This window comes from Kitasatospora sp. NPDC030952 (assembly GCF_055571335.1).
The window spans coordinates 804013-830831 of the sequence record NZ_JBVIFM010000001.1 but is presented as its reverse complement, the minus strand read 5'-3'; the positions used below and the strand labels follow the sequence as shown (position 1 = coordinate 830831).

General features: G+C 72.5%; 24 protein-coding genes, 2 tRNA genes and 1 pseudogene. 10 read left to right on the top strand and 17 right to left on the bottom strand.

The window, feature by feature from the left end:
• The first annotated feature begins 90 nt into the window (after positions 1-90).
• On the top strand, positions 91-990 hold the full coding sequence (locus ACZ47G_RS03880) for a phosphoribosylaminoimidazolesuccinocarboxamide synthase (RefSeq protein WP_465739819.1): 900 nt from the start codon (positions 91-93) through the stop codon (positions 988-990).
• 28 nt (positions 991-1018) lie between these two features.
• Here the strand turns inward: ACZ47G_RS03880 and ACZ47G_RS03875 are convergent, their stop codons facing one another.
• From ACZ47G_RS03875 to ACZ47G_RS03845, 7 genes are all read right to left on the bottom strand, one after another.
• Positions 1019-1642, bottom strand: a complete 624-nt coding sequence (locus tag ACZ47G_RS03875; protein ID WP_380454211.1) for a response regulator — start codon at positions 1640-1642, stop codon at positions 1019-1021.
• Between the two features lie 11 nt (positions 1643-1653).
• Entirely contained in the window at positions 1654-2886 is a 1233-nt protein-coding gene (locus ACZ47G_RS03870; RefSeq protein WP_465739817.1) for a sensor histidine kinase, read from the bottom strand.
• A 94-nt stretch (positions 2887-2980) separates the two neighbouring features.
• Positions 2981-3805 (bottom strand): ABC transporter permease, encoded by an 825-nt coding sequence (locus tag ACZ47G_RS03865; RefSeq protein ID WP_465739816.1) that lies wholly within the window; start codon positions 3803-3805, stop codon positions 2981-2983.
• Positions 3802-4809 carry an ABC transporter ATP-binding protein gene (locus tag ACZ47G_RS03860; RefSeq protein WP_465739815.1) on the bottom strand — a complete coding sequence of 336 codons (1008 nt, stop codon included), beginning with the start codon at positions 4807-4809 and terminating at the stop codon, positions 3802-3804. Before ACZ47G_RS03860 ends, ACZ47G_RS03865 begins: the two co-directional genes overlap by 4 nt.
• Before the next feature lie 160 nt (positions 4810-4969).
• A tRNA-Gly gene (locus ACZ47G_RS03855) sits at positions 4970-5045 on the bottom strand.
• A gap of 40 nt (positions 5046-5085) precedes the next feature.
• Positions 5086-5158, bottom strand: a tRNA-Gly gene (locus tag ACZ47G_RS03850).
• Between the two features lie 142 nt (positions 5159-5300).
• On the bottom strand, positions 5301-5618 hold the full coding sequence (locus ACZ47G_RS03845; protein WP_030056585.1) for a histone-like nucleoid-structuring protein Lsr2: 318 nt from the start codon (positions 5616-5618) through the stop codon (positions 5301-5303).
• 468 nt (positions 5619-6086) lie between these two features.
• On the opposite strand from ACZ47G_RS03845, the gene purS reads away from it, so the two are divergent.
• The 4 genes from purS (at position 6087) to ACZ47G_RS03825 (ending at position 10204) form a co-directional block, all read left to right on the top strand.
• Positions 6087-6341: a phosphoribosylformylglycinamidine synthase subunit PurS gene (gene purS / locus ACZ47G_RS03840; protein WP_030278336.1), complete on the top strand. Its 255-nt coding sequence runs from the start codon at positions 6087-6089 to the stop codon at positions 6339-6341.
• The gene (gene purQ, locus ACZ47G_RS03835; protein WP_465739813.1) at positions 6338-7015 is read left to right on the top strand and encodes a phosphoribosylformylglycinamidine synthase subunit PurQ; all 678 of its coding nucleotides are present in this window, start codon (positions 6338-6340) and stop codon (positions 7013-7015) included. Before purS ends, purQ begins: the two co-directional genes overlap by 4 nt.
• Positions 7015-9270, top strand: coding sequence for a phosphoribosylformylglycinamidine synthase subunit PurL (gene purL, locus ACZ47G_RS03830; RefSeq protein WP_465739812.1), 2256 nt, complete (start codon positions 7015-7017; stop codon positions 9268-9270). The genes purQ and purL overlap by 1 nt, the downstream gene beginning before the upstream one ends.
• A 121-nt stretch (positions 9271-9391) precedes the next feature.
• Positions 9392-10204 carry a maleylpyruvate isomerase family mycothiol-dependent enzyme gene (locus ACZ47G_RS03825; RefSeq protein ID WP_465739811.1) on the top strand — a complete coding sequence of 271 codons (813 nt, stop codon included), beginning with the start codon at positions 9392-9394 and terminating at the stop codon, positions 10202-10204.
• Positions 10205-10211: 7 nt separating this feature from the next.
• On the opposite strand, the gene ACZ47G_RS03820 is transcribed toward ACZ47G_RS03825, so the two are convergent.
• Both ACZ47G_RS03820 and ACZ47G_RS03815 read right to left on the bottom strand, forming a co-directional pair.
• Positions 10212-10919, bottom strand: coding sequence for a hypothetical protein (locus tag ACZ47G_RS03820; RefSeq protein WP_465739810.1), 708 nt, complete (start codon positions 10917-10919; stop codon positions 10212-10214).
• A gap of 106 nt (positions 10920-11025) precedes the next feature.
• Positions 11026-11805, bottom strand: a complete 780-nt coding sequence (locus ACZ47G_RS03815) for a DUF3152 domain-containing protein (RefSeq protein WP_465739809.1) — start codon at positions 11803-11805, stop codon at positions 11026-11028.
• Positions 11806-12062: 257 nt separating this feature from the next.
• Between ACZ47G_RS03815 and ACZ47G_RS03810 the strand changes: the two genes are divergently transcribed.
• Positions 12063-12494: a DUF3151 domain-containing protein gene (locus tag ACZ47G_RS03810; RefSeq protein WP_380454229.1), complete on the top strand. Its 432-nt coding sequence runs from the start codon at positions 12063-12065 to the stop codon at positions 12492-12494.
• Positions 12495-12622: 128 nt separating this feature from the next.
• Here the strand turns inward: ACZ47G_RS03810 and fbaA are convergent, their stop codons facing one another.
• Positions 12623-13645 carry a class II fructose-bisphosphate aldolase gene (fbaA, locus tag ACZ47G_RS03805; RefSeq protein WP_188307415.1) on the bottom strand — a complete coding sequence of 341 codons (1023 nt, stop codon included), beginning with the start codon at positions 13643-13645 and terminating at the stop codon, positions 12623-12625.
• A gap of 341 nt (positions 13646-13986) precedes the next feature.
• On the opposite strand from fbaA, the gene ACZ47G_RS03800 reads away from it, so the two are divergent.
• Positions 13987-14706 carry a DedA family protein gene (locus ACZ47G_RS03800; RefSeq protein ID WP_465739808.1) on the top strand — a complete coding sequence of 240 codons (720 nt, stop codon included), beginning with the start codon at positions 13987-13989 and terminating at the stop codon, positions 14704-14706.
• Between the two features lie 191 nt (positions 14707-14897).
• On the opposite strand, the gene pyrE is transcribed toward ACZ47G_RS03800, so the two are convergent.
• The 4 genes from pyrE to ACZ47G_RS03780 form a co-directional block, all read right to left on the bottom strand.
• Positions 14898-15434, bottom strand: a complete 537-nt coding sequence (pyrE, locus tag ACZ47G_RS03795) for an orotate phosphoribosyltransferase (protein WP_465739807.1) — start codon at positions 15432-15434, stop codon at positions 14898-14900.
• 43 nt (positions 15435-15477) lie between these two features.
• Positions 15478-16551 carry an SRPBCC family protein gene (locus tag ACZ47G_RS03790; protein WP_465739806.1) on the bottom strand — a complete coding sequence of 358 codons (1074 nt, stop codon included), beginning with the start codon at positions 16549-16551 and terminating at the stop codon, positions 15478-15480.
• 682 nt (positions 16552-17233) lie between these two features.
• Positions 17234-18955 carry a polyamine aminopropyltransferase gene (locus ACZ47G_RS03785; protein ID WP_465739805.1) on the bottom strand — a complete coding sequence of 574 codons (1722 nt, stop codon included), beginning with the start codon at positions 18953-18955 and terminating at the stop codon, positions 17234-17236.
• A gap of 169 nt (positions 18956-19124) precedes the next feature.
• Entirely contained in the window at positions 19125-19652 is a 528-nt protein-coding gene (locus ACZ47G_RS03780; RefSeq protein WP_465739804.1) for a DUF2617 family protein, read from the bottom strand.
• A gap of 1019 nt (positions 19653-20671) precedes the next feature.
• On the opposite strand from ACZ47G_RS03780, the gene ACZ47G_RS03775 reads away from it, so the two are divergent.
• Together ACZ47G_RS03775 and ACZ47G_RS03770 are read left to right on the top strand one after the other, a co-directional pair.
• Complete coding sequence (locus ACZ47G_RS03775; protein ID WP_465739803.1) at positions 20672-21199, top strand: hypothetical protein; 528 nt, start codon at positions 20672-20674, stop codon at positions 21197-21199.
• A pseudogene (locus ACZ47G_RS03770) lies at positions 21139-21420 on the top strand (response regulator transcription factor); the annotation flags it as partial. The gene ACZ47G_RS03775 and the pseudogene ACZ47G_RS03770, both read left to right, overlap by 61 nt.
• Before the next feature lie 25 nt (positions 21421-21445).
• Here the strand turns inward: ACZ47G_RS03770 and ACZ47G_RS03765 are convergent.
• A complete protein-coding gene (locus tag ACZ47G_RS03765) occupies positions 21446-22606 on the bottom strand; it encodes a pyridoxal phosphate-dependent aminotransferase (protein WP_465739802.1) in 1161 nt (386 codons plus the stop codon).
• A 155-nt stretch (positions 22607-22761) separates the two neighbouring features.
• A complete protein-coding gene (locus tag ACZ47G_RS03760) occupies positions 22762-23316 on the bottom strand; it encodes a type III secretion system chaperone family protein (protein WP_380454241.1) in 555 nt (184 codons plus the stop codon).
• Positions 23317-23651: 335 nt separating this feature from the next.
• Between ACZ47G_RS03760 and ACZ47G_RS03755 the strand changes: the two genes are divergently transcribed.
• A complete protein-coding gene (locus ACZ47G_RS03755; protein WP_465739801.1) occupies positions 23652-23933 on the top strand; it encodes a helix-turn-helix domain-containing protein in 282 nt (93 codons plus the stop codon).
• Positions 23934-24081: 148 nt separating this feature from the next.
• Here the strand turns inward: ACZ47G_RS03755 and clpB are convergent, their stop codons facing one another.
• Positions 24082-26703 (bottom strand): ATP-dependent chaperone ClpB, encoded by a 2622-nt coding sequence (gene clpB, locus ACZ47G_RS03750; RefSeq protein WP_465739800.1) that lies wholly within the window; start codon positions 26701-26703, stop codon positions 24082-24084.
• Positions 26704-26819 lie beyond the last annotated feature (116 nt).

Here is a 26819-nt window from a genome sequence, read left to right as displayed (position 1 = left end):
GGCCCGGGCGGGCGTGAAAGACTGCGGGAGCAGTGACCTCCCCTTTCGCGGTGCCCCACGCCCGTGAACGACCCCTGAGGACTGAACACCTTGAGCGGATTTGTCACCAAGCCCGAGCCGGTGCTGGTACCCGGCCTGGTCCACCTGCACACCGGCAAGGTGCGCGACCTGTACCGCACCGAAGCGGGCGAGCTGGTGATGGTGGCCAGCGACCGGACGTCCGCCCACGACTGGGTGCTGCCGAACGAGATCCCGGACAAGGGCCGCGTCCTCACCCAGCTCTCGCTGTGGTGGTTCGAGCGGATCGCCGACATCGTCCCCAACCACGTGATCTCCACCGAGCTCCCGGCCGGCGCCCCCGCCGACTGGAAGGGCCGCACGCTGGTCTGCAAGAGCCTGGAGATGATCCCGGTCGAGGCGGTCGCCCGCGGCTACCTGGCCGGCTCCGGCCTGACCGAGTACGAGGAGAGCCGCACGGTCTGCGGCATCGCCCTGCCGGAGGGCCTGGAGAACAGCTCCGAGCTGCCCGCCCCGATCTACACCCCGGCCCTCAAGGCCGAGGTCGGCGAGCACGACGAGAACGTCCCGTACGAGGAGACCGCCCGCCGGATCGGCGCCGAGCTGGCCAACCAGGTCCGCCGCACCACCCTGGACGTCTACGCCCGGGCCCGGGACATCGCCCGTGACCGCGGCATCATCCTGGCCGACACCAAGTTCGAGTTCGGCCTGCTGGACGGCGAGCTGATCATCGGCGACGAGGTGCTCACCCCGGACTCCTCCCGCTACTGGCCGGCCGACGACTACCGGCCGGGCCGCTCGCAGGCGTCCTTCGACAAGCAGCTGATCCGCGACTGGCTGGTCTCCCCGGCCTCCGGCTGGGACCGCTACAGCGAGCAGCCGCCGCCGGAGCTGCCGGCCGAGGTGGTCGAGCGGACCCGCGCCAAGTACATCGAGGTGTACGAGCGGCTGACCGGCACCAGCTGGGTCTGAGCCGCCCGGACGGCCCGCGGGTACGGCGTCAGATCCAGCCGTGCTCGCGGGCGATCCGCACCGCCGCGTGCCGGTTCTCCGCACCCAGCTTGGTGGCCGCCGAGGACAGGTAGTTGCGCACGGTGCCCTGGGACAGCGCGGCCCGCTCGGCGATCTCCGCGATCGGGGTGCCGTCCGCGGCCAGCTCCAGGACGTCCGTCTCGCGCGGGGTCAGCGGGGTCTCCCCGGCGCTGATCGCGTCCGCCGCGAGTTCCGGGTCCACGTACCGGCCGCCGGAGCGCACGGTGCGGATGATGCCGGCCAGGTCGGCCGCGGAGACGGTCTTCGGCAGGAAGCCGCGCACCCCGACCTCCAGTGCCCGCTTCAGGTAGCCGGGCCGGCCGTGGCCGGTGACGATCATGCAGCGGCAGTCCGGCAGCAGCCGGCGCAGCTCGGTGGCCACCTCGATGCCGTCCTTGCCGGGCATCTGCAGGTCCAGCACCGCGATGTCCGGCCGGTGCGACTGGGCCATCGCCAGCGCCTCCGGGCCGGAGCCGGCCTGGGCGACCACCTCGATGTCGTCCTCCAGCGAGAGCAGCGCGGCCAGCGCGCCGCGGATCAGGTGCTCGTCGTCGGCGAGCAGGACGCGGACGGGCGCGGTGTTCTCGGTCATCGGGGCCTCTCTCAGCCTGGCAGCGGGACGGTGGCGAGCATCCGGAAGGTACCGGGCGCGGCGGCCGGGACGCTCAGTTCGCCGTTGTGGGCGGCCAGCCGCTCGCGCAGGCCGCCCAGTCCGGTGCCGCCGCCCTGGGAGGGCAGCGGCACGGCGGGCGCCCCGTCGTTCTCCAGCTCCAGCACCGCCCGGCCGTCCCGCTGCCGAAGCCGGATCAGGCAGTGGGCGGCCTCGCTGTGCCGCAGCACGTTGGTGGTGGCCTCGCGGATCACCCAGCCGAGCACCGACTGCACGGGGTGCGGCAGCCGGTCGACGTCCTCGCCGAGGTCGATCTCGCAGCTGACGTCGGCGGCGCGCAGTACGGCGCGGGCGCCGATCGCCTCGGCGTGCAGGTCGGCGGTGCGGTAGCCGCGGACGACGTCCCGGACCTCGCGCTGCGACTCCTGGGCGATCCTCTGCACCTCGGCCATCTGCTCGGAGGCCTCCGGCCGTCCGCGCCGGGCGAGCTGGACGGCGAGTTCGCTCTTCAGCGCGATGGTGGTGAGGTTGCGGCCCATCACGTCGTGCAGGTCGCGGGAGAACCGCAGGCGCTCCTCGGCGACGGCCAGCCGGGACTGCGCCTCGCGGGCGGCGTCCAGCTCCCAGACCACGGCGGTCACCCAGGCGAAGCTGCGGCAGCTGCCGATCAGGACGAGGATGCCGAAGATCGAACCGCAGACCCATCCGCAGGTGGTGCCGAAGCCGATTCCGGCCAGCAGCATCGCCGGGGCGATCGCGAACGGCAGAGCGATTCCGACGAGCGAGGTCCACCGCCACCGCAGGCCCACCCCCGTGGGGCCTGCGGCCGCTCCGACCAGGGCGGCGGCGATCACCGCGGTGAACGGCGGGCCGGGGTGGGTCGACAGCCCGTCGGAGGCCGGGCCGAGCAGCAGGACGATCCAGGAACCGGCCACGCTCAGAGCGGTGTTGACGATCAGCCACCGCCGGTACGTGCTGGGCCGTCCCAGGTAGTGGTCGAGCGAGGTCCGGTAGGCCCGGAGGGTGACCAGCACGGAGGCCAGCGACAGGACCAGGCCGACCTGGGCGGTGGACGTCGCCCCCTGGATCCGCACGGCGGAGGCGCTGGCCAGCAGGTTCACCGGCAGCGTGAACCATGCCACCAGGTAGAGCGACCAGCGGAAGTACAGCTCGGCGCGCTGCGGCTTGCCGTAGCTCCGCCAGCGTCGGATCGGCCCCCGGACCATCGCAGTGCTCCCCGTCTGATCACGATCGTGTCGCTGCCTTCATATCAGAGGTGGAACACGGGCTGGTCTTTTGGTTTCCCTCTCCCACCCCAGGTCAGCGGCGCGGTTCCCAGCGGAAGTAGCGGACCGCGCCCCAGACCGCCAGGCCGAACCAGACCGTGCCGGTGACCAGGTGCGGGGCGGCGGCGCTCCAGCTGCCGAGGAAGTCGGTCGGGGCGGCCGAGCCGTCGGTGCCGAACCAGCCGACCCGGATCAGCTGGAAGGCCGGGGTGGTCGGCAGCAGGCGGCAGACGTCGGCCAGCTGCGAGGGCATGACCTCCAGCGGGACGAACAGGCCGGAGCCGAACTGCATGACCAGCATGACCGGCAGGGTGGTGATGCCCGCGCTCTCCACGGTCTTGGTGAAGGCGCTGGACAGCGCGGCCAGGGCGATCATGGTGGCCAGGGTCAGCACCAGGCCGGCCAGCATCAGCAGCGGGTTGACCGGCACCGCCAGGTGCAGGCCGAGGCTGCCGCCGATCCCGATCAGGGCGGCCATCAGCAGGCCGAGCAGGAGCGAGGGGACGGCGGTGCCGAGCAGGATCTCCAGGTCCCTGGCCTCGCCGGTGCGCAGCCGCTTGAGCACCAGCTCGCCGCGCCGCCCGACGTACGCGGCGGTCAGGTTGTAGTAGACGACGAAGGCCAGGATCATCCCGACCGAGCCGTAGACCAGCATCGAGTCGACGTCCAGCCCGGGGGTGGTCTCGGCCTGCTGCTTGAGAATCCCGCGCAGGGTGCCGATCAGCACGACCGGCAGCACCACGGCGGTGAACAGCGCGGTGCGGTTGCGCACCAGCAGGGTGGCCTCGGCGCGGCCGAGGGCGAACAGTCGGCCGGCGGTGGTGCTCGGGGCACCCGTGGCGGCGGCGGCGGTGGTCATCGGGCGGATCCGATCAGACGGCGGCGGGCGGGACGGGCGGCGGCGGGGGCCTGCGGCGGGGCCTGGTGGGCGGCCTCGGAGGCGATGGCGAGGAAGGCCTCCTCCAGCGAGGCGCTGCGGGCGTCCAGGGCGCCGAGGGCGATCCCGTGGTGCCGGGCCCAGCCGAGCAGGTCGGTGAGGGTGTCCTGGAGGCCGGTGCTCTGCACGGTGACCTTGCGGCCGTCGACGGTGACCTCGGCCCCGGGCAGGACGGGCAGCGCGCTGCCGGTGAACTCGGGGAGCTCGAAGGTGATCCGGGAGGGCCGGCCGGCGATCACCTCGGCGACGGTGCCGGTGGTGACGACCCGGCCGCCGTGCATGATGGCCAGCCGGTCGGCGAGCTCCTCCGCCTCCTCCAGGTAGTGGGTGGTGAGCAGCACCGTGGTGCCCTGGGCGCGCAGTTCGCGCACCAGCCGCCAGACGGCGGCGCGCGCCTCCGGGTCGAGGCCGGTGCTGGGCTCGTCCAGGAACAGCACCTCGGGGCGGCCGAGCAGAGCCATCGCGAGGTCGAGCCGGCGCCGTTCGCCGCCGGACAGCTGCTTGACCCGGACGTCGGCGCGGTGGCCGAGGCCGACCAGTTCCAGGGCCTCCGCGACCGGGCGGGCGCCGCTGGTCACCCCGGCCCAGGTGCGGCCGGTCTCGGCGGCGGTGAGCTCGCCGGGGAAGCCGCCCTCCTGGAGCATGATGCCGATCCGCGGCCGGACGGCGGCGCGCTCCTTGAAGGGGTCACGGCCGAGTACCCGGACGGTGCCGCCACCGGGCGCGGCCAGGCCCTCGATGACCTCCATGGTGGAGGTCTTGCCGGCGCCGTTGGTGCCGAGCAGGGCGAACAGCTCGCCGCGGCCGACGGTCAGGTCGACGCCGCGGACGGCGTGGTACTCGGTGGCGCCGGTGCCGTAGCGGCGGTGCAGGTCGGTGACCTCGATCACGCTGTCGCCGGGGCGGGCGGGCTGGCTTTTCTCCATGCCCCGAGCCTTCCGCCGGCCCGGCCGCGCGGGCAGTGCGCGCCGTCATGAATCGGCGGTGCGGATCCACGGGTCGGCGATGACAAATGTCATGGGGAGGAGCGGCGGAGGAAGTGCGGGAATACGTCGAAGGCCCCCTCGATCGAGGGGGCCTTCGTGCTGGAGCGGACGACGAGATTCGAACTCGCGACCCTCACCTTGGCAAGGTGATGCTCTACCAACTGAGCCACGTCCGCATGGTCAAACTATTGAGTTGTGCTGTGCTCGCGCACTGCGAGCGGACGACGAGATTCGAACTCGCGACCCTCACCTTGGCAAGGTGATGCTCTACCAACTGAGCCACGTCCGCATGGTGCCTGGTGGGGCACCCGCCGCCTCTTCGGATCTCTCCGTTGCGGCGACGAGGATTACTCTACAGCATCGTTCGGGGTGGTCGCCCCACCCTTTCGGTCCAGGCGGGCAGGGCGACCGGGGGCGGTGCCCCGACGGGGTCAGTTCGCCTCGGCGAACGCCTCGTACACGTGCTTGGGGATGCGGCCGCGGGCCGGCAGTTCCATCCCGCGCGACAGGGCCCAGGCGCGCACGGCGGCCGGGTCCGGGGTGAGCGCGGTGCGGCGGAAGGACTTTCCGGTGCGGCTCTGGCGACGGCCGGCCGCGACGAACGGAGCGAGGGCCTCCCGCAGCTTTTCCGCGTTGTCCACGGACAGGTCGATCTCGTACGACTTCCCGTCGACGCCGAAGTGGACGGTTTCTGCGGCGGCGCCGCCGTCCAGGTCGTCGGAGAGCGTGACAACTACACGCTGAGCCATGGGTGTCAATCCTCTCGGGCAATTCGGCCGCCGGTTCGCGGAGTGCGACGGGTGGCCTGATGTGCACCAACTCGCGCAAGCGCATACGGGCAGGCCTGGTGGCCCGCCGGATACGCAGCACTTGCCGCGACAGGTGGCCCTATTCTGCACCCGAAGGGGGTCGAAATCGAAGAGTTCGACATTCTTTTCCGGATATTCACGAGTCTTCGCGGCACTGCGGGATACCGGAGTGCGGGACGGGCGGATCTGTCCCCAAGTGCCGTATTCGGGTGTTCTTCGCGGGTCGTGGTTTGGGCCCGCGAATCACCGGAAACGGGCCGGGTCGTGCGGGGGGTGGGGGTGCTGGATCCCTTGTGCCGTAAGGGTCCTGGGTCTACGCGCGTCACCCGCCCCGGCCAGCAATCCTGCCCCGAACGGCCGGTAGTCTGGAGTTCCCCCGCCTCACCGAAGACACCACCGGGAGTGCCAGTGGCACGCGTCGTAGTCGACGTCATGCTCAAGCCGGAGATCCTCGACCCCCAGGGACAGGCGGTGCAGCGTGCACTGCCCCGTCTCGGATTCACCGGGATCGCCGACGTCCGCCAGGGCAAGCGTTTCGAGCTGGAGCTGGAGGGCCCGGTCGACGACGCCGCGCTCGCCCGTATCCGCGAAGCCGCCGAGACCTTTCTCGCCAACACCGTGATCGAGGACTTCACCGTCCGGGTCGAGGAGGCGGCGAAGTGACCACCCGCGTAGGCGTCGTCACTTTCCCCGGATCCCTCGACGACCGCGACGCCCAGCGCGCGGTCCGCCTGGCCGGCGCGGAGCCGGTCGCCCTCTGGCACCGTGACAAGGATCTCCACCAGGTCGACGCCGTCGTCCTGCCCGGCGGATTCAGTTACGGCGACTATCTGCGCTGCGGCGCGATCTCCCGCTTCTCGCCGGTGATGGACACCGTCATCGAGCAGGCCAGGCTCGGAATGCCCGTGCTGGGTATCTGCAACGGCTTCCAGGTGCTGTGCGAATCGCACCTGCTGCCCGGCGCGCTGACCCGGAACGACTCGCTGCACTTCATCTGCCGCGACCAGAAGCTGCGCATCGAGAACGCGGAGACCGCCTGGACCCGGGATTACGCGGCGGGCCAGGAAATCGTCGTCCCGCTGAAGAACGGCGAGGGCCGCTTCGTCGCCGACGCGCACGTCCTGGACGAACTCGAGGCCGAGGGCCGGGTCGTGGCCCGGTACCTCGACGTCAACCCGAACGGTTCGTACCGCGACATCGCCGGCATCACCAACGCCGCCGGCAATGTCGTCGGCCTGATGCCGCACCCGGAGCACGCCGTGGAGCCGCTCACCGGCCCGAGCACCGAGGGCCTGGGGTTCTTCACTTCCGTCCTGAAGCAGCTGGTGAACGCCTGATGAGCCTCGACACCGTCAAGAACGCCGAGCAGACCCCGGACGCCGCCCAGCCGTGGGCCGAACTCGGCCTCAAGCAGGACGAGTACGCGCGCATCCGGGAGATTCTCGGCCGCCGCCCGACCGGCGCCGAACTCGCGATGTACTCGGTCATGTGGTCCGAGCACTGTTCGTACAAGAGCAGCAAGGTCCACCTGAAGCAGTTCGGCGAGAAGAAGCCGGATTCGGACGCGATGCTCGTCGGCATCGGCGAGAACGCCGGTGTGGTCGACGTCGGCCAGGGCTACGCGGTCACCTTCAAGGTCGAGTCGCACAACCACCCCTCGTACATCGAGCCCTACCAGGGCGCGGCCACCGGCATCGGCGGCATCGTGCGCGACATCCTGGCGATGGGCGCCCGCCCGGTCGCCGTGATGGACCCGCTGCGCTTCGGTGCGGCCGACCACCCGGACACCCGGCGCGTGCTGCCCGGGATCGTCGCGGGCATCGGCGGCTACGGCAACTGCCTAGGCCTGCCGAACATCGGCGGCGAGGTCGTCTTCGACTCCTGCTACCAGGGCAACCCGCTGGTCAACGCCCTGTGCGTGGGCGTCATGAAGCACGAGGACATCCACCTCGCGCAGGCCTCCGGCGCCGGCAACAAGGTCATCCTGTACGGCGCCCGCACCGGCGGCGACGGCATCGGCGGCGTCTCGGTGCTGGCCTCCGAGACCTTCGACGACACCAAGCCGGCCAAGCGCCCGGCCGTCCAGGTCGGCGACCCGTTCCAGGAGAAGCTGCTGATCGAGTGCACCCTGGAGATCTTCCGGGAGAAGCTCGTCAAGGGCATCCAGGACCTCGGCGGGGCCGGCCTGTCCTGCGCCACCAGCGAGCTGGCCTCGGCCGGCTCCGGCGGCATGCGGATCGACCTCGACACCGTGCACCTGCGCGACCACACGCTCTCGCCGGAGGAGATCCTCATGAGCGAGTCGCAGGAGCGCATGTGCGCGATCGTCGAGCCCGACAAGGTCGCCCGCTTCCTGGAGATCTGCGAGAAGTGGGACGTCATCGCCAACGTCATCGGTGAGGTGACCGACGGCGAGCGCCTGGAGATCTTCTGGCACGGCGAGCTCGTGGTGGACGTGCCCCCGCGCACCGTCGCCCACGAGGGCCCGACCTACCAGCGCCCCTACGCCCGCCCGAGCTGGCAGGACGCGCTGCAGGCCGACGCCCCCACCGCCGAGCGGCTGGCCCGCCCGACCACCGGCGAGGGCCTCAAGGCCGATCTGCTGAAGGTCGCGAGCCACCCGAACCAGGCCTCCAAGTCCTGGATCACCGACCAGTACGACCGCTACGTGCTCGGCAACACCGTGCTCTCGCACGGCGAGGACTCGGGCATGATCCGGATCGACGACGAGACCAACCTCGGCGTCTCGGTCGCCACCGACGGCAACGGCCGCTACGCCAAGCTGGACCCGTACACCGGCGCCCAGCTGGCCCTGGCCGAGTCCTACCGCAACGTCGCGGCCGGCGGCGCCAAGCCGCTCGCCGTCTCCGACTGCCTCAACTTCGGCTCCCCCGAGGACCCGGACGTCATGTGGCAGTTCGCCGAGGCGACCCGCGGCCTGGCCGACGCCTGCCTGGTGCTCGGCACCCCGGTCACCGGCGGCAACGTCTCGCTGTACAACCAGACCGGCGACGTCGCCATCCACCCGACCCCGGTCGTCGCGGTGCTCGGCGTCATCGACGACGTCACCCGGCGCACCCCGGTCGCCTTCGCCGAGGAGGGGCAGCTGCTCTACCTGCTCGGCGACACCGCGGACGAGCTCGGCGGCTCGGCCTGGTCGCAGGTCGTCCACGACCACCTCGGCGGCCTGCCGCCCAAGGTGGACCTGGAGCGCGAGCGGCTGCTCGGCGACATCCTGATCGCCGCCTCGCGCGACGGCATGATCGACGCCGCGCACGACCTCTCCGACGGCGGCCTCGGCCAGGCGCTCGTGGAGAGCTGCCTCAAGGGCGGCCACGGCGCCCGGATCGTCGTGCCCGAGGGCACCGACCCGTTCGTCCTGCTGTTCTCGGAGTCGGCCGGCCGCGCCGTCGTGGCGGTGCCGCGCAGCGAGGAGCTCCGCTTCAACGACATGTGCACCGCGCGTGGCCTGCCGGCCACCCGGATCGGTGTCGTGGACGGCGACAGCATCGACGTCCAGGGGCAGTTCAGCGTCACGCTGGCCGAGCTGAAGGACGCCCACACCGGCGTCATCGAGGCCCTGCTGGCCTGATCGGCTGTTCCGAGGGGCGGGCGGTTCGTTCTGAACCGCCCGCCCCTCAGGGCCTGTCTCCCGGGTCCTTGCCTGAGCCGACAAAACCCGGGAGACAGGCCCTCGGCGTATGTTGGGCCCCATGCCTGCCAAGTCCCGTACCTACCAACCGCAGAAGGTCCGCGCCGCGCTGGCCGCCCAGACCGGGGCGCTGCGTGCCGCCGTGGCGGGCCTCGCCGACGGGCAGTTGGACCTGCCGACCAGGCTGGGGGACTGGCGGGTGCGGGAGTTGATCGCGCACCTGGCCGTCCAGCTGGAGTACCTCCCCGCGCACCTGGACGACCCGCTCCAGGGGCGCCCGCAGCTCGACCTGACGGGCTGGGTGGCGGCGGTCGGCACGGTGGCGCCGTTGCTGGACGAGCAGGCCCGGGAGCGGGCCGGGGCGGAGTTCGACGGGGACGCGGCCGCGGTCGCGGAGGCCTTCGGGCGGGCCGCCGACGCCCTGACCGGACTGCTCGCGAGGCCCGAAGCCGCCGACCCGGCGCGGCGGTTCGAGATCCGGCTGGGCTCGATGACGCTCGCCGACCTGCTGGTCACCCGGCTGGTCGAGACCGTGGTGCACGCCGACGACCTGGCCGACGCCCTCGGCCTGGCCGCCTTCCCGCACGACCGCCAGGCCCTCGCCGCCGTCACCCGGCTGCTGGCCGACGCGCTGGCCGCCCGGGCCCCCGGCGGGGCGGTCGAGCTGCGGATCCCGCCGTACGCCGTCGTCCAGGCCGTCGAGGGCCCCCGGCACACCCGCGGCACCCCGCCCAACGTGGTCGAGACCGACCCGCTGACCTGGATCCGGCTCGCCACCGGCCGGGTGCCGTGGGCGGCCGCGGTGGCGGACCACGAGGTGTCCGCCTCCGGCGAGCGCAGCGACCTGGGGGAGTACCTGCCGGTCCTGGGCTAGGACTTGGCTAGTGCAGCTGCCCGGCCAGGTTCTCGGCGGTCTTGCGCAGGGGTTCGCCGGCCAGGGCCGGGTTCCGGGTGTCCTGGACGGTGGTGTTCTGGTCGAGCATCAGCACCAGGTCGCCGTCGCCGTGCAGCGCGATCCGGGCGACGGCGGCCGTGCCCTGGCCCGGGGTGATCCTGGTCTGCCCGACGGAGGGGCGGTCGGTGGAGAACTGGGTCAGCTGATCCACGCTGAGCAGCCCGGCGCGCTGGATCGCGGGGAGCATCATGCTGACGCCGTAGTCGTTCTTCGGCACGGCCAGCAGTTCGAGGTCGACGGTGGACGGGCCGACCGTGTACGAGCAGGTGATCTGGGCGTTCGGCGGCGTGGCCGGCATCTCGGGCATGGTCGGCGGGTGGCTGACCGCCGACGGCCAGGGCTGGGCGGGCACGCCGTCGCCGGTGTTGCCGGTGACGGAACGCCCGTCCGTCACGGCGGGGGCGACGGTGCCGCTGATCCCGGCGGCGGCCGTCGCCTTCGCGAGGTCGAGGCCGAACGGGCAGCTGGTGGACTTGTTCTTCACCAGGTCCAGGGCGGTCGACCGGACCCGGTCGTAGGACAGTGCCCCGCCGCCCGCCCCGGTGTCGGACGAGGACGAGCAGGCGGCGGCGCCCAGGGCGATCCCGGCGGCGGCGAACACGGCGGTGAGCTTTCGGCGTTGGGCAGCGGTCATGACCGCAGGGTAGGCGCTGGTTGTGCCGGGGGATCGCCGATCAGGTCTCAACTCCGTTCCGGTCCGTACCGCCGGGGTCCGTCCGGCAAGGTCCGCCGGACGGACGCTAGGGGACGGCCGGGCCGCTCAGGTAGGTGCCCTCGGCCGAGTACGGCCAGGCGTTCGGCGCGCAGCCCTTGAGGCCGTAGATCTGCTGCATCATCGCGGGCGCGGGCTTGCCGGGGCCGGGGCAGGTCTCGTGCCCGTGGCCGATCCGGTGGCCGACCTCGTGGTTGATGATCAGCGCTCGGTACTCGTCCAGCGGGCCGCTGAACTGGGGTGAACCGGTGTTCCAACGCTTGGAGTTGACGAGCACCTGGTTGCCGACGTTGCAGTTGACCTCGCCGTGGGTGTCCAGGCCGGAGGCGCCGCAGATCTTGTCCACGGTGACCGGGGAGGCGATCTTCACGGTGAAGTCGTACGAGCCGCCGGCGACCAGCTGGAAGGCGTTCTTGCGGTCGTTGGTCCAGCCGCGGCGGTCGCCGAGGATGCCGTGGATCTGGGCGGCGGCGGACGCGGCGTCGATGCCGATGCCGTCCTCGACCTCCACCCGGTAGCGGCGCACGGTGCCGCGGCCGACCGCCTTGGCGCTGGCGGGGGCGATGCTGAAGGTGCCCGAGCCCTTGGTGGGGCCGGGGTCCGGAGCGGTGGGCGTCGGGGTCGGCGTCGGGGTCGCCGTGGGCGCGCTGGTGGGTGTCGCCGACGCTGACGCGGTGCCGGGCGACTGTTCGGCGGGCGGGGCGACCCGGGCCTGGGTGGTGGCGGGGGCCGGAGTGTCCGTGGAGCCGTTCAGCGCGAAGGCCGCGACGCCCAGCAGGACGACGGAGGCGATCATTGCCGTGAGCATGCCAGGGCTGATCCTGCGGCGTGACCGGCGGCGTCTGTTGCGAGCGTTCTTGGGTGGAGTGGCTCGCCTGCGGGCGGATCTGGCTGCGGGCACGAGCCACACCCTGGCATGGCGAACGGGTGAATGTCCATATACCCGGTATGCAACCTCCGGGGCGAGCCGGGCGTTGCGCGGACCCCGGCCCCGTACCGGTCGAGCGGGCGCCCGATCACGGCCGGGCGGTTGACCCCAGGGCCCCGGATGGCAGACTGCACTCCATGGCGATTCACAAGAATCTTCTCGACGGCCCCGAACCGACCCTTCTGCCGGAGGACGAACAGCCCTACCGGATGCTGGCGGAGGAGTCGGCCTCACCGACCCAGGTGGTCGCCGAATTCCCGGCCTTCTGCCTCGGCTGGGCCATGCTCGCCGACGACGCCTACGTGGCCGGCCGCCACGTCGAGTCCTACGCCTACGCCCGCACCGGCTACCACCGCGGCCTGGACGCGCTGCGCCGCGCCGGCTGGAAGGGCCACGGCCCGGTGCCGTGGGACCACCGCGGCAACCGCGGCTTCCTGCGCTGCCTGGCGGCGCTCGCCCGGGCGGCCGGCGCGATCAAGGAGACCGAGGAGGAGGCCCGCTGCTGGCAGTTCCTGAAGGACAGCAGTGCGGAGGCGTACACCGAGCTCAAGCAGTCGTCCGAGCTGTAGGGACCCGGACACGACCGTGCCCCCGGTGGATCATCCACCGGGGGCACGGTCGGTTCAGGCGCCCGTCGCTCCGGGGCCGGTGACGTCAGGCGCCCGTCACTTCAGGCGCTTGTCACGTCAGACGTTTGTCACTTCAGGCGCTTGCCGGCCGAGCGCAGCTGCTCGGCGGCCTCGAACACGCGGGCGGCCATGCCGGCCTCGGCCAGCTTGCCCCAGGTGCGCGGGTCGTAGGTGTTCTTCTTGCCGACCTCGCCGTCGACCTTCAGCACGCCGTCGTAGTTGGCGAACATGTGGCCGGCCACCGGGCGGGTGAAGGCGTACTGGGTGTCGGTGTCCAGGTTCATCTTCACGACGCCGTTCTCCAGCGCGGTGGCGATCTCCTCGGCGGTGGAGCCCGAGCCGCCGTGGAAGACGAAGTCGAACGGGTCGGTCTTGCCGTACTGCTTGCCGATCGCGTCCTGCAGCTCGCGCAGCAGCTCCGGCTTCAGCACGACGTTGCCCGGCTTGTACACGCCGTGCACGTTGCCGAACGAGGCGGCCAGCAGGTAGCGGCCCTTCTCGCCCAGGCCCAGCGCCTCGGCGGTGCGCACGGCGTCGTTGACGGTGGTGTACAGCTCGTCGTTGATCTCGTGGGTGACGCCGTCCTCCTCGCCACCGGTCGGGGTGATCTCGACCTCGAGGATGATCTTCGCGGCGGCGGCCTGGGCCAGCAGCTCCTGGGCGATCGCCAGGTTGTCGGCGAGGGTCTCGGCCGAGCCGTCCCACATGTGCGACTGGAACAGCGGGTTCTCGCCCTTGGCCACGCGCTCGGCGGACACCGCCAGCAGCGGGCGGACGTAGCCGTCCAGCTTGTCCTTCGGGCAGTGGTCGGTGTGCAGCGCGACGGTGATGTCGTACTTGGCGGCGACGATGTGGGCGAACTCGGCGAGCGCGACCGCGCCGGTCACCATGTCCTTGTTGTGCTGGCCGCCCAGGAACTCCGCGCCACCGGTCGAGATCTGGATGATCCCGTCGCTCTCGGCCTCGGCGAAACCACGCAGCGCGGCGTGCAGGGTCTGCGACGAGGTGACGTTGATGGCCGGGTAGGCGAACTTGCCCGCCTTGGCCCGGTCCAGCATCTCGTTGTAGACCTCGGGAGTTGCGATGGGCATGCGATCCGCTCCTGTCGGGTTGCGGCGTACGGACGGTGCTGTCCGACGCTGTGTACGCCTTCGTGACGACTCCGTGCCGGCCCGCCGACGCGCGGCGCTGCGGTGTGGCTCTCCGGCACCAAGGTTCGAGGCGACCTCCGCGGTAGGGCCCTGAGGGTGGTGGGCCGCCGCGGACCGGACGCCTGGGCCATCTTCCCAGACTCGTGCCCGCAGGTCAGCAGGAGCCCGCCTGTCGGGACGTCGCACGGGACGGCTCGGCCGGAACCCGTCGGCCCGCCCGGACCGGGCCCGCGGGGCTTGGCCGGAAGTCGCCGGAAAGGTACGCCCGCTATCCTGCGCCCGTGGACTACAACCAGCTGGCCGTCAATCTGCTCGACGCCAAATCCCTGATCTCGTCCCTCGGCGCCATCGGGCTGATCGCGATCATCTTCGCGGAGACCGGCCTGCTGGTCGGCTTCTTCTTCCCGGGTGACTCGCTGCTGATCCTGGCAGGCGTCGCCGCCTCGAACGCGGCCTCCTCGGTGCTCGGCGACGGCGCGAAGCTGCCGATCGCGGTGCTGCTCGTCGGCTGCCCGATCGCGGCGGTCGCCGGAGCCCAGCTCGGGCACCTGATCGGGGCCAAGGTCGGGCCGAGGATGTTCGACAAGCCCGACTCGAAGATCTTCCGCCGTGAGTACGTGGTGAAGGCGGAGGAGTACTTCAACAAGTTCGGCTCGGGCAAGGCCGTGGTGCTGGCCCGCTTCATGCCGATCATCCGGACCTTCCTGAACCCGGTGGCCGGCACCCTGGAGATGCCCGCCCGGACCTTCTTCGTCTGGAACGTCATCGGCGGCGTGCTGTGGACCGAGTCCATGCTGCTGATCGGCTACTTCTTCGGCGACGCCCTCGCCCCGGTGATCGACAAGTACTTGATCCCGGCGGTGCTGCTGATCGTGCTGCTGTCGATCTCGCCGATCCTGGTCGAGGTCATGCGGGAGCGCCGGAAGAAGAAGGCCGGCCTGGTCGAGACCCCGGCCGCCGACGCGGCGCAGAGCGGCAGCGGGCGGCACCGGCGCGGCTGAGCCCCTGCTGCGGCCTCGACGGCCATCACAGCGTTCATGGCCTTCACAGTGCCGACGGCCTCCACGGCGTTCACGGCCTTCGCAGTGCCGACGGCCTCCACGGCGTTCACGACAGAGGGCCGGGCCCGTTCCACGTGGTTTCACGTGAAACAGGGCCCGGCCCTTCGTGCTGTTCGGAGTCCCCGTACGGGTCAGAGGCCCAGGTCGTCCAGGGTGTACGCGGTCACGTACGCCAGGCCCTGCGCCTCGACGGCGCCCGCGCCACCGCGCTCGACGATCACCGCGACGCCGACCACCTCGGCGCCCGCCTCGCGCAGCGCCTCGACGGCGGTCAGCACCGAGCCGCCGGTGGTGGAGGTGTCCTCGACCGCCAGCACCCGGCGGCCCTTCACCTCGGGGCCCTCGATCCGGCGCTGCAGGCCGTGCGCCTTGCCCGCCTTGCGGACCACGAAGGCGTCCAGCTTCTGTCCGCGCGCGGCGGCGGCGTGCAGCATCGAGGCGGCCACCGGGTCGGCACCCAGGGTCAGACCGCCGACGGCGTCGTACTCCAGGTGCGAGGTCGCGTCCAGCATCACCCGGCCGACCAGCGGGGCGGCCTCGCCGTCCAGCGTGATCCGGCGCAGGTCGACGTAGTAGTCGGCCTCCTTGCCGGAGGAAAGGGTGACCTTGCCGTGCACGACGGCCTTGTCCTTGATCTGTGCCAGCAGGGCGTCGCGGTCGTTGCTCATGAGCGTTCAGTCTAGGGCCTGAACGCTCGGGGGGCGCTCGCGACTAGCGCCGGCGCAGTGCCCTGACCAGCACCACGGCGCCGCCCAGCAGGGCCACCGAGCCGCCGATCACCCACGGCACCGCGCTGCGGCCACCCGCGCCCGGCACCACGATGCCGCCGGCCTCGCCGCCCCAGCGGGACGCCGCCCGGGCCCGCGCGCTGCGGGCCGGCAGGGCCGGGGCGTAGCGGCCGCGCGGCGGGGCGTGGTCCACCTCCTCGGCCGAACGGCCGACGATGCTGCGGCGGACCGGGCCGCTGAGCTCCGGCTCGTCCTCGTAGGCGAAGAGCGGCTCGACCGGGAGCTCCTCGGCCACCCCGTCCTGGGGGCCGCCGTCGCCGGCGTCCGCCTCGTCGTGCTCGTCGACGTCGTCCGCGTCGTCCTCGTCGTCGGCGGCCGAGCCGGTGGGGAGGCCGAAGCGCTCGGCGTCGGCGTCGGAGAAGGCGATCAGGTCCGAGAGGTCGTCGTCCAGGTCGTCGCCGGGCTGGTCCTGGCGGTCCTCGATGAAGACGACCTCGGCGTCCGTGCCGGTGTCGGTGTCGGTGTCGGTGCCGGTGTCGGCCGCGTCCTCGGCGCCGGTCCCGGCTTCGTCCGTCGTCCCGTCGGCGGGCTCCTCGTCGCCCTCCACCGGGGCGTCCGGGGAGGTGAGCGCGACGGCGAAGCGTTCCAGCAGGCGGCGACCGGTGGCGTCGAGGGTCTCGGCGTCGAACTCGGTCAGCCGACCGGTGGCGCTCAGGTCGCCGGTGAAGCGGACCGCCGCGGTGCCGTCCTCGGCGCCCTCCGCGACGCTGACCCGCACGGTGGCGGTCGCCTCGCCGTCACCCCGGGCCTCCTGCCCCTCGGCGAGCACGGTCAGCACGCCGCCCCGGCCCTCGATCAGCGACAGCACACCCTTGTAGGTGATCGTGGAGCCGCCGATCCGCAGCTTCAGCCGCCCGCCGATCTCCTCCGCAAGCCCGGCCCCGACCGCGGCCGGCTCGGTGCTCAGCCCCGGCACGCTCCGCGCCAGCAGCGCGGGATCCTGCAGGGCCTGCCGCACCAGCTCTGCGGACATCGGGACGACAACCTCATGCTCCATGCCACGGAGCCTACCGACTGCACCCGGCCCGGTCCCTACCCACCACCGCCGACTTTCCCGACCCCACCAGTGCCCTCCACACCCCTGCGCCCCGCGCCACCCACCCCGAACCCCGCCCGGGGTGTCCACCCGCCTCACCGCCCTCCGCCCGCTGCCCGACCCACCTCCGGGGGTCCCGTCAGCGGGGTGTCGATCCGCCCGTTTCCCTGCCCGCAGCGGCGGGTGGGCCCTATCGGTCTCGGTCGGGGTGTCCGTCCACCTGTTTGCCGCCCCACCCCGAACCCCGCCCGGGGTGTCACCCGCCGCACCGCCCTCCGCCCGCTGCCCGCCTACCTCCGGGGGTCCCGTCAGCGGGGTGCCGATCCGCCCGTTTCCCTGCCCGCAGCGGCGGGTGGGCCGTATCGGTCTCGGTCGGGGTGTCCGCCCGCCTGTTTCCCGCCCCACCCGGAACCCCACCCGGGGGTGTCCACCCGCCTCACCGCCCACCGCCCGCTGCCCGACCCACCTCCGGGGGTCCCGTCAGCGGGGTGTCGATCCGCCCGTTTCCCTGCCCGCAGCGGCCGGTGGGCCCTATCGGTCTCCGTCGGGGTGTCCGCCCGCCTGTTTCCCGCCCCACCCGGAACCCCGCCCGGTGTGTCCACCCGCCTCACCGCCCTCCGCCCGACCACCTCCGGCGGTTCCGTCAGCGGGGGCCCAGGAGGGTGAGTGGGGCCGGGGGATGGGGTGGGCGGAGGGCGGTGAGGCGGGTGCTGGAGGCGTGGAGGGTGTCAGGGGTGAGGGCGCGGGGTGACGGGGCGTCGGGGGCGAGGGTGAGCGGGGGCGGGGTGGCGGCGGCGAGCAGGAAGTCCTGGGCGGTGTCCGGCGGGCCGGGGCGGCAGTCGGCGGTGGCGCTGCCCGGGACCGCGTACGGGGTGGTCCGCAGTCCGGCCGCCCGGAGGCCCGACTCGATCCGCCAGAGCCCGTCGTCGGCCCCGCCGTTCCCGTCGTTGACCTCGCCGCTCCCGTCGTTGACCCCGCCGTTGACCTCGCCGTTCCCGCCGTTCCCGTCGTTCCCGCCGCCCCCTCCGGCGCGGACGGCGATCCGGCCGCCGGGGGCCAGCAGCCGGGCGGCGAGGCCGTAGAACTCCTGGGAGTGGAACTTGACCGGTCCGCCGTCCGAGGGCGCGGGCAGGTCGGCGAGCACCACGTCGTACTCCTCGTCGGGGGCGCCGCGCAGCCAGGCCATCGGGTCGGCTGCGGTGGTGCGGACCCTGGGGTCGTCCAGGGAGTGGTCGCCGAGGGCGGCGAGCCCGGGGTCGGTGCGGGCGAGTCGGGGGAGTGCCGGGTCGGCGTCGACCAGCCGCACGCTGCGGACGCCCCGGTGCTTCAGCACCTCCCGCAGGGCGAGGCCGTCGCCGCCGCCGAGGAGCAGGACCCGGGTGTCCGGCCCGGCGGCCATGGCGGGGTGGACGAGGGCTTCGTTGCCCCGGTACTCGTCGGGCCCGCAGACCGCGAGCCGTCCGTCGAGGTAGAGCCGGAGCGGGCCTTCGGCGGGGCCGGTGAGCACGATCTCCTGGTAGCGGCTGCGGGTGGCGTAGCGGACCTGGTCGCCGTAGAGGGCGTGCCGGGCGGCGCGTTCGATCGCGTCGGAGCCGACGGCGGCGGCGGCGAGCAGGGCGAGGACGAGGGTGCAGCCGGCCCAGAGCAACCGTCGTATCCGGGGGGCGGGTTCCTCGCGGAACAGCCAGAGTGCCACGGCCGCCCCGGCGACGGCGTTGACGGCCCCGGTGAGCAGCGCGCCGTCGCCGGGGCCGAGGAGGGGGAGGATGAGGAACGGGAAGGCGAGGCCGCCGACCAGCGCGCCGACGTAGTCGGCGGCGAACAGGTCGGCGACGGCGCGGCCGGCGTCCTCGCGCCGGATCCGCTGGATGAGGGTCATCAGCAGGGGGATCTCGGCGCCGATCAGGATGCCGATCAGGCAGGTGAGGCCGACCATCGCGGCCTGGTAGCGGCCGATCCAGGCCCAGCAGGAGTAGAGGGCGAGGACGGAGAGTCCGCCGGTGAGCGCGAGGGCGCATTCGACCAGGGCGAAGGCGGTGGCGGGTCGGCTGGTGAGCCGTTTGGCGAGCAGGGAGCCGAGGCCCATCGCGAACACCATGACGGAGAGCACGACGGAGGTTTGGGTGACGGCGTCCCCGAGTAGGTAGTCGCCGAGCGCGACGAGTTCGAGTTCGTAGACGAGTCCGCAGGCCGCGCAGACGAAGGCGGCCAGCAGGACGGTCAGCCGGGCGAGCCGGGGTCGGGAGCGCAGCCGGGATCGACGGCGGGTGGGCAGGGGGGTGAGGCTTCGCCCGGGCCGGGGTGGGGTGCCGTCGTCGAGGTCCACTCGCGGGCGTGCGGGCGGACCGGCCGGATGGTTGATCACGAACAAACGCTAGGGGACGTGCGGGACGGATCGCTGCGCCCATCCGACGGACAGCGGGGGCCGTCGGATTGACGAATCGTTCCTGCGTGCGATTCGTAGGCTTGTGCCGGGTGGTGCATGACCGGATCGGCGGTGCCGCCCGGGCTCTGGGCGCCCGGTCCGTCGGTGGTCACGCCCTCGACACCACCAGCGAGGAGCGGGTGCAGACCAGCTGCCCCTCCTGCGGGTAGGCGTGCCAGGTCCGCCAGAGCAGCCGGTCCGTACCGCCCTGGGTGACGAGCGCGGTGAAGGCGCTCGGGTCCCCCGGGAAGACTCCGGCGAGGCCGCGCGGGTGCCCTTCGACCAGGGCCAGCAGTTCCTGGGCGCGGGCCGCGAAGTCGTGCGGCGGCAGGGCCTCGATCCGGGCGGCGAACTCGTACTCCCAGCCGCCGACCTGCTTGGCCACCCGGGCGGGCAGCGGGGTGCGGCGGCCGGGCAGGCAGGCGACGGTCTCCAGGCACTCGCCGGGGCCGGCCGAGATCACCACCTGGTGCGAGGCGCCCAGCAGCCGCAGCTGGAGGGTGCCGGAGGTGCCGGGGCGGTCGGTGTCGAGTCTCAGGTCGCGGACGGCGAGAGCGGGCAGCGGCTCGCCGCCGAGGCACCAGGCGAGGTCACCGGCGCGGGTGTCCGTGTAGGAGGTCTGCAGTGTGGTGAGCATGCTCGGCTCCGCGTTTCAGCTCCGTGCGCGCCCGCCGAGCAGCATCGAGTAGGCCTGGGCCGATGGCGAGGCTGTTCGTGGCTGTGCGGCCCTGGGCGCGGCCGACCGTGGAAGGAAGGATTCCGGCTGGAGATTCAGCAGCAGAGAAGCATGAATACGCCGGGTCCGTCGGTGATTTACCCAACTTTGTCAAGCATTCACCGTTTCGAGCACACCTGCTTCCCGGCTCTGATCGACCCGGTGTGCGACTCTGCACAGCGCGCGCCCCTGCAACCGGCCCGTGCGCCGTGTGCGCCGGTAGTGCGCTGTTCGCGCGCTACACGCGCCGCCGCCCTCGACGCACCGGCCGCGGAGGGCCGCCCCGGCGTGCCGGACGGGTCGCCCGGTTTGCCTCACCGGCAGCAAAGAAGCTTGCCACCCACGGAAGTTGAGAGCCAATCAGCACGACCGCCGGGCCAGAATTGGACCCGCCCAACAGGGGGCGCGCGAAACCTATTCGAGCGCCGTCTGCACGCACCGCACCCCCGGAGCACCCGACCCCTTTGCACAAACCGCCCCGCCCCCGGGCTATGGGCGGCGACGGCCTGCCGGTGGTCGCGCCGGCGTGCTAGGTCATGGCGCTCGGCCGGTGCCGGTGCCGGACGGTGTGATCGCCCAACTCTTCATGGTGACAAGGACGTTGAGGCGGGCGGACGGCAGAGGGTTTGCGGAACTCGTCGCTCCGCCGCATCGTCGTGCGGACCGCCTGATCGGCCGCTGACCAGCGGATATGCCGGGTGGGCGGGTGGACGGAACCGAGGGGGAGGGGTGCGATGGCCGCCGCTGTACGGTTCGCCCGTTTCGCCAAGTGGTACGGCGGCCAGGCGGCCGTGGAGGGGCTGGCCCGTCCCCCGACGCCTGCTCAGGTGGACCCGCTACCCCGGTAGGGGGTCGAGGTTGCCTCCGTGGAGGGACGTGGGCGAGAGCGGGCGAAATCTAGGCTCAAGCCAACCGATCGCCCCCGCAGGGAGAAACACCTCATGGCACTCGCCACGCATTCCGGGTTCGCCGCCAAGTCGCCTGCTGCAAAGGAAGGTTGGCTTCGCGCAAGCTACGACTGGCGCAGCTCGGCGTACGCCGTCGCGGCACTGCCGGTCGGGCTGGTGGCCCTGCCGCTCGCGCTGTTCGGCGGATCGCGGGTCGCCTACCGGATGCAGCGCGGGCTCGCGGCAGGGCTGCTGGGTGCGCGGATCGACGAGGCCGAGCGGGGCCGGCTGGTGCGGGTCCTGGGTCACGGCGTGCTGGCGCTGCCGCTGCAGGTCCTCGCCGGTCTGCTCACCGGGGCGCTGTGGGCCGACTTCCTGGCCCGGGGGGTCTGCTACCCGCTGGCGGTGTGGGGGCGGGACGTGAGCCAGGCCTGGGGCGGTCCGACGCTCGTCGGCGCGTGGGCCGCGCACTTCGGGGTCGGGCTGCTCACCCTGGCGATCCTGCTGCCGGTGTTCCGGGTGCTCGTCGTCGCCCAGCGGCGGCTGGCCGTCCGTCTGCTCGGTACGGCCGCAGGGGTCTGACGTGGTTGCTTCGGCGCGCTGCTGGCCGCCCCCGGGAGACCGAGGTCCTCCTGCTCGTCGCCCGGGGTCTGGCCAACAGCGAGATCGCCGCTGACCTCGGTCTCGCCGAGCAGACCGGCAAAACGCATGTCAGCCGCATCCTGACCAAGCTCGGCCTGCGCGACCGGGCCCGGGCGGTGGTCTTCGCCCACGAGTCCGGTCTGGTCGCCCCGGGCGGCTGAGCGCGCTCGTCCACCGTGCGTTCGGTCAGAGCCGTCGCAGGCGGGCGACGGCCTCGGTGAGCACCTCGTCCTTCTTGCAGAAGGCGAAGCGCACCTGGCTGCGGCCCGCGTCGGGGTCGTCGTAGAAGACGGCGTTGGGGATCGCGACCACGCCGCAGCGCTCGGGGAGGGCGCGGCAGAACTCGATGCCGTCCTTCTCGCCGAGGGGGGTGATGTCGGTGGTGACGAAGTAGGTGCCCTCGGGGGTGAAGGCCCGGAAGCCGGCCGCGGTGAGGCCGTCGAGCAGCAGGTCGCGCTTGCGGCGCAGGTCGGTGCGCAGGGTGTCGAAGTAGCTGTCCGGGAGGCGGAGCGCCTCGGCGACGGCGTACTGGAAGGGCCCGGCGCTGACGTAGGTGAGGTACTGCTTGGCGGTGCGGACGGCGGAGACCAGGGCGGGGCTCCCAGTGACCCAGCCGACCTTCCAGCCGGTGAAGGAGAAGGTCTTGCCGGCCGAGGAGATGGTGACGGTGCGCTCGCGCATGCCGGGAAGGGCGGCGAGCGGGTGGTGGGTGGCGCCGAAGACCAGGTGCTCGTAGACCTCGTCGGTGACCACCAGCAGGTCGTGCTCGACGGCGAGGGCGGCGATGGCGGCCAGCTCCTCGGCGGTCAGGACGGTGCCGGTGGGGTTGTGCGGGGTGTTGATCAGCAGCAGCCGGGTGCGCGGGGTGATCAGGGCGCGCAGCTCGTCCAGGTCGGGGCGGAAGTGCGGGGCCCGGAGGGTGAGCGGGCGGCGGGTGGCGCCGGCCATGGCGATGCACGCGGCGTAGGAGTCGTAGAAGGGTTCGAGGGCGATCACCTCGTCGCCGGGCTCCAGCAGGGCGAGCAGGGCGGCGGCGATGGCCTCGGTGGCGCCGGCGGTGACCAGCACCTCGGTGTCCGGGTCGTACGACAGGCCGTGGAAGCGCTGCTGGTGCTCGGCGACGGCGGTGCGCAGCTCGGGGACGCCGGGGCCGGGCGGGTACTGGTTGCCGCGGCCCTCGCGCAGGGCCCGGACGGCGGCCTCGCGGACCTCCTCGGGCCCGTCGGTGTCCGGAAAGCCCTGGCCGAGGTTGATCGAGCCGGTGGCGGTGGCCAGGGCGGACATCTCGGCGAAGATCGTCGTCCCCATGCCCGCCAATCGGCGGTTCAGCAGCGGCCTGGTACCCATCGGTGGCTCCTCACGGCTCGTCGTCAGGGCCATCCTGGGGCAGCCGGGGGCGGGGGACAAGGACGGCCCGGCGGTGCGGGGGTACGGAAACGGGTACGGCCCGGCGCCCGGCCGTGCCGGGGACCGGGCCGCAGGGGTGCGCGCCGGGGCCGGGATCAGGCCTCCTCGCCGTCCTCGCCCTCGCCGTCCTCGCCCTCGATCTCGTTCTGCAGCCCGAGGCGCTCGACGATCCACTGCTCGAAGCCGACCGCGGCCTGGGTCCAGTTCGCGGTGGTGGTGACGAAGTAGTCCAGGTTGACGCCGGTGCCGACGATCATCTGGGCCTCGCCGATCAGGCGGACCACGCCGTCCTCGTGGGTGTGGGTGTACACCTTGGGCCAGAGGGTCTCGCGGTTCCACTCGTCGATCAGGTCGAGGATCTCGCCCTTCTTCTCCAGCGGGTACGAGCGGTCGTAGAAGGCGCGCACCGCGAAGAGCTCCTTCTGCTCGCCGCGGAACATGTAGTAGACGCGGAAGCCCTCCCAGGGGGCGGTGAGGTCGCCCTCCTCGTCCACGACGTGCTTGAGCTGCATCTGGTCGAGCAGCTGGGTGACCAGGGCCTGGTCCGGGACGATGATCGGCGGAGGGCCGGCCGGCCGGCCGCCCTGGCCGCCGGGCTGGCCGCCCTGGGGCGCGCCGAACGACGGGATGGACGACGGGTCGATGCTCATGGGGGTCCTCTTCCTCAGTGCACGGGGTGGCCGGCAATGAGAGGCCGCCCTTTCCACCTCCCATCCTGCCTCATTAGGGGCTTCGCTCACAGGGGAGCCGGGGGGCGCGTCGATCTTCCTCCGGGGGCGTGCGGAGGTCGCCGTCACCCAGGGTGCGCGGGGTCCGACCGACCCGTCGGGCCCCGGGTGGGTGGGTGAGCCAAGTCACGCGCCCGGCGGCCGGGTTCGGCTGCCGCGCGGGCCGGATGCGGTTAGCGTGCGACGGAACTCGCCGTTGGCAAAACCCTTTTGCCCCGGGCGAGTTGAGGTGATTTGGACCGATGGGGGGATCAGGGATGGAGCGTACGGTGACCGGGGAGGGCGCGTCGCTTGGGGCGCTGCTGCGGAACATCCGGCTGGACCGGGGGATGACGCAGGAGCGACTGGGCGAGGTGTCGGGGCTGAGTGTGCGGTCGATCCGCGACCTGGAGCGGGGGGTGTCCTGCCCACGGGTGTCCACCCTGCGGCTGCTCACCCAGACCTGGAACCTGCCGGAGTCCCAGGGGGCCGAGCTGCACCGGCTGGCGCGGGCCTGGCGGGACCGCTCCCGGCGGCAGCAGCGCGGTACGGCGGGGTAGGGCGCGGCGGCGGTACGGCGGACGGCGGACGGCGGACGGTGGACGGCGGTACAGCGGTACGGCGGTACGGCGGTACGGCGGTACAGGGCGCGGACGCGGCACGGGCCGCCCCCTCGCGCGAGCGGGGAGGCGGCCCAGGCACCGGTGCCTACTTCTCCAGCGGGCCCCGGCTACGGACGGTGAGCCGGTCGCCCTCGTCGTCCCGCTCGACCAGCACGGTCTCCCCGTCGTGCACCTGCCCGGACAGGATCGCCCGGGCCAGCTGGTCGCCGATCGCGGACTGCACCAGCCGGCGCAGCGGGCGGGCGCCGTACGCCGGGTCGTACCCGGTGAGCGCCAGCCAGTCGCGGGCGGCGGCGGAGACCTCCAGGGTGAGCCGGCGCTCGCGCAGCCGCTCGCCGAGGCGGGCCACCTGGAGGTCGACGATCCGGCTGAGCTCGGCGGTGCCCAGCGGGTCGAAGACCACGATGTCGTCCAGCCGGTTGAGGAACTCCGGCTTGAACGCGGCCCGGACGGAGTCCAGCACCAGGGCCTTCTTCTTGTCCTCCGGGATGGCCGGGTCCACCAGGTAGTGGGAGCCCAGGTTGGAGGTGAGGATCAGGATCGCGTTGCGGAAGTCCACCGTGCGGCCCTGGCCGTCGGTGAGCCGGCCGTCGTCGAGCACCTGGAGCAGCACGTCGAAGACCTCCGGGTGGGCCTTCTCCACCTCGTCCAGCAGCACCACGCTGTACGGGCGGCGGCGGACCGCCTCGGTGAGCTGGCCGCCCTCCTCGTAGCCGATGTACCCGGGCGGGGCGCCGACCAGCCGGGAGACCGAGTGCTTCTCGCCGTACTCGCTCATGTCGATCCGGACCATCGCCCGCTCGTCGTCGAACAGGAAGTCGGCCAGGGCCTTGGCGAGTTCGGTCTTGCCGACGCCGGTCGGGCCGAGGAACAGGAAGGAGCCGGTCGGGCGGTCCGGGTCGGCGATGCCCGAACGGGTGCGGCGCACCGCGTCCGAGACGGCCTGCACGGCCTCCGCCTGGCCGATCAGGCGCCGGCCCAACTCGTCCTCCATGCGCAGGAGTTTGGCACTCTCGCCCTCCAGCAGCCGACCGGCCGGGATGCCCGTCCAGGAGGCGACCACGTCGGCCACGTCGTCCGGGCCGACCTCCTCCTTGACCATCGAGGCGGAGGCGGACCCAGGCTCGGTGTTCGCGGTGGCGGCGCGCTCCTGGGCCTCGATGAGCTCCGTCTCGGCGGCCGGGATCTCGGCGTACATCAGCTTGGACGCCCGCTCGAAGTCCCCGTCGCGCTGGGCCCGTTCGAGCGCTCCGTGCAGGTCGTCCAGCCGCTCCTTGAGCTCGCCGACCCGGTTGAGGCTCTTCTTCTCCTGCTCCCAGCGGGCCGTCAGCACGCTCAACTGCTCGTTCCGGTCGGCGAGATCGCGCCGCAGGCGGGCCAGCCGGTCGACCGAGGCAGGGTCCGACTCCTTCTCCAGGGCCAGCTCCTCCATCCGCAACCGGTCGACGGCGCGCTGGAGTTCGTCGATCTCCACCGGGGAGGAGTCGATCTCCATCCGCAGCCGGGAGGCCGCCTCGTCGACCAGGTCGATCGCCTTGTCGGGCAGGAAGCGGGACGTGATGTAGCGGTTGGACAGGGTGGCCGCGGCGACCAGGGCGGCGTCCGCGATCTGCACCTTGTGGTGCGCCTCGTACCGGCCCTTGAGGCCGCGCAGGATGGCGATCGAGTCCTCCACGCTGGGCTCGCCGACCAGCACCTGCTGGAAGCGGCGCTCCAGGGCCGGGTCCTTCTCGATCCGCTCGCGGTACTCGTCCAGCGTGGTGGCGCCGACCATCCGCAGCTCGCCGCGGGCCAGCATCGGCTTGAGCATGTTGCCGGCGTCCATCGCGGAGTCGCCGCCGGCGCCCGCGCCGACCATGGTGTGCAGCTCGTCGATGAAGGTGACGACCTGGCCGTCGGAGGACTTGATGTCGTTCAGGACGGCCTTCAGCCGCTCCTCGAACTCGCCGCGGAACTTGGCGCCCGCGACCATCGCGCTGAGGTCCAGCGCGACCAGCCGCTTGCCGCGCAGCGACTCCGGGACGTCCCCGGCCACGATGCGCTGCGCCAGGCCCTCGACCACGGCCGTCTTGCCGACACCGGGCTCGCCGATCAGCACCGGGTTGTTCTTCGTCCGGCGGGAGAGCACCTGGACCACCCGGCGGATCTCGTGGTCACGGCCGATCACCGGGTCGAGCTTGCCGTCCCGGGCCGCCTGGGTGAGGTCGGTGCCGTACTTCTCCAGGGCCTTGTACGTCCCCTCCGGATCCGGCGAGGTGACCTTGCCGCTGCCCCGTACGTCCTTGAAGGCGGCCAGCAGCGCCTTGGGCGTCGCGCCCTGCTGCACCAGCAGCTCGGCGACGGCCCCGCCCTCGGCGGCCAGGCCGACCAGCAGGTGCTCGGTGGAGACGTACTGGTCGTCCAGGTCGTCCGCGCGCCTGCCGGCCTCGGTGAGCACGGCCAGGGTGTCCCGGGCGAGCTGGGGGGCGGCGACCGTCGAGCCCATCGCGCTGGGCAGCGCGGTCAGCTGGCGGCGCGCCTCGGCGTCGATCCGGGCCGCGTTCACCCCGACCGCCTCCAGCAGGGGCCGGGCGATGCCCTCGGGCTGCTCCAGCAGGGCGATCAGGATGTGCACCGGCTTGACGTCCGGGTTGCCGGCCGCGCCCGCCTGCCGGATCGCGGCGGACAGGGCGTCCTGCGTCTTGGTGGTGAACTTGCTCGCGTCCACTGCTGGGGGATCCTCCCTCGTCGTCCTTCAGTACTGCTACATACAGCATGCACTAAGTTGAGTGTATTCCGCTCAACTTTTCGGCGAAGCATTTTTGCTGGCGCCCGTCCGAGCCC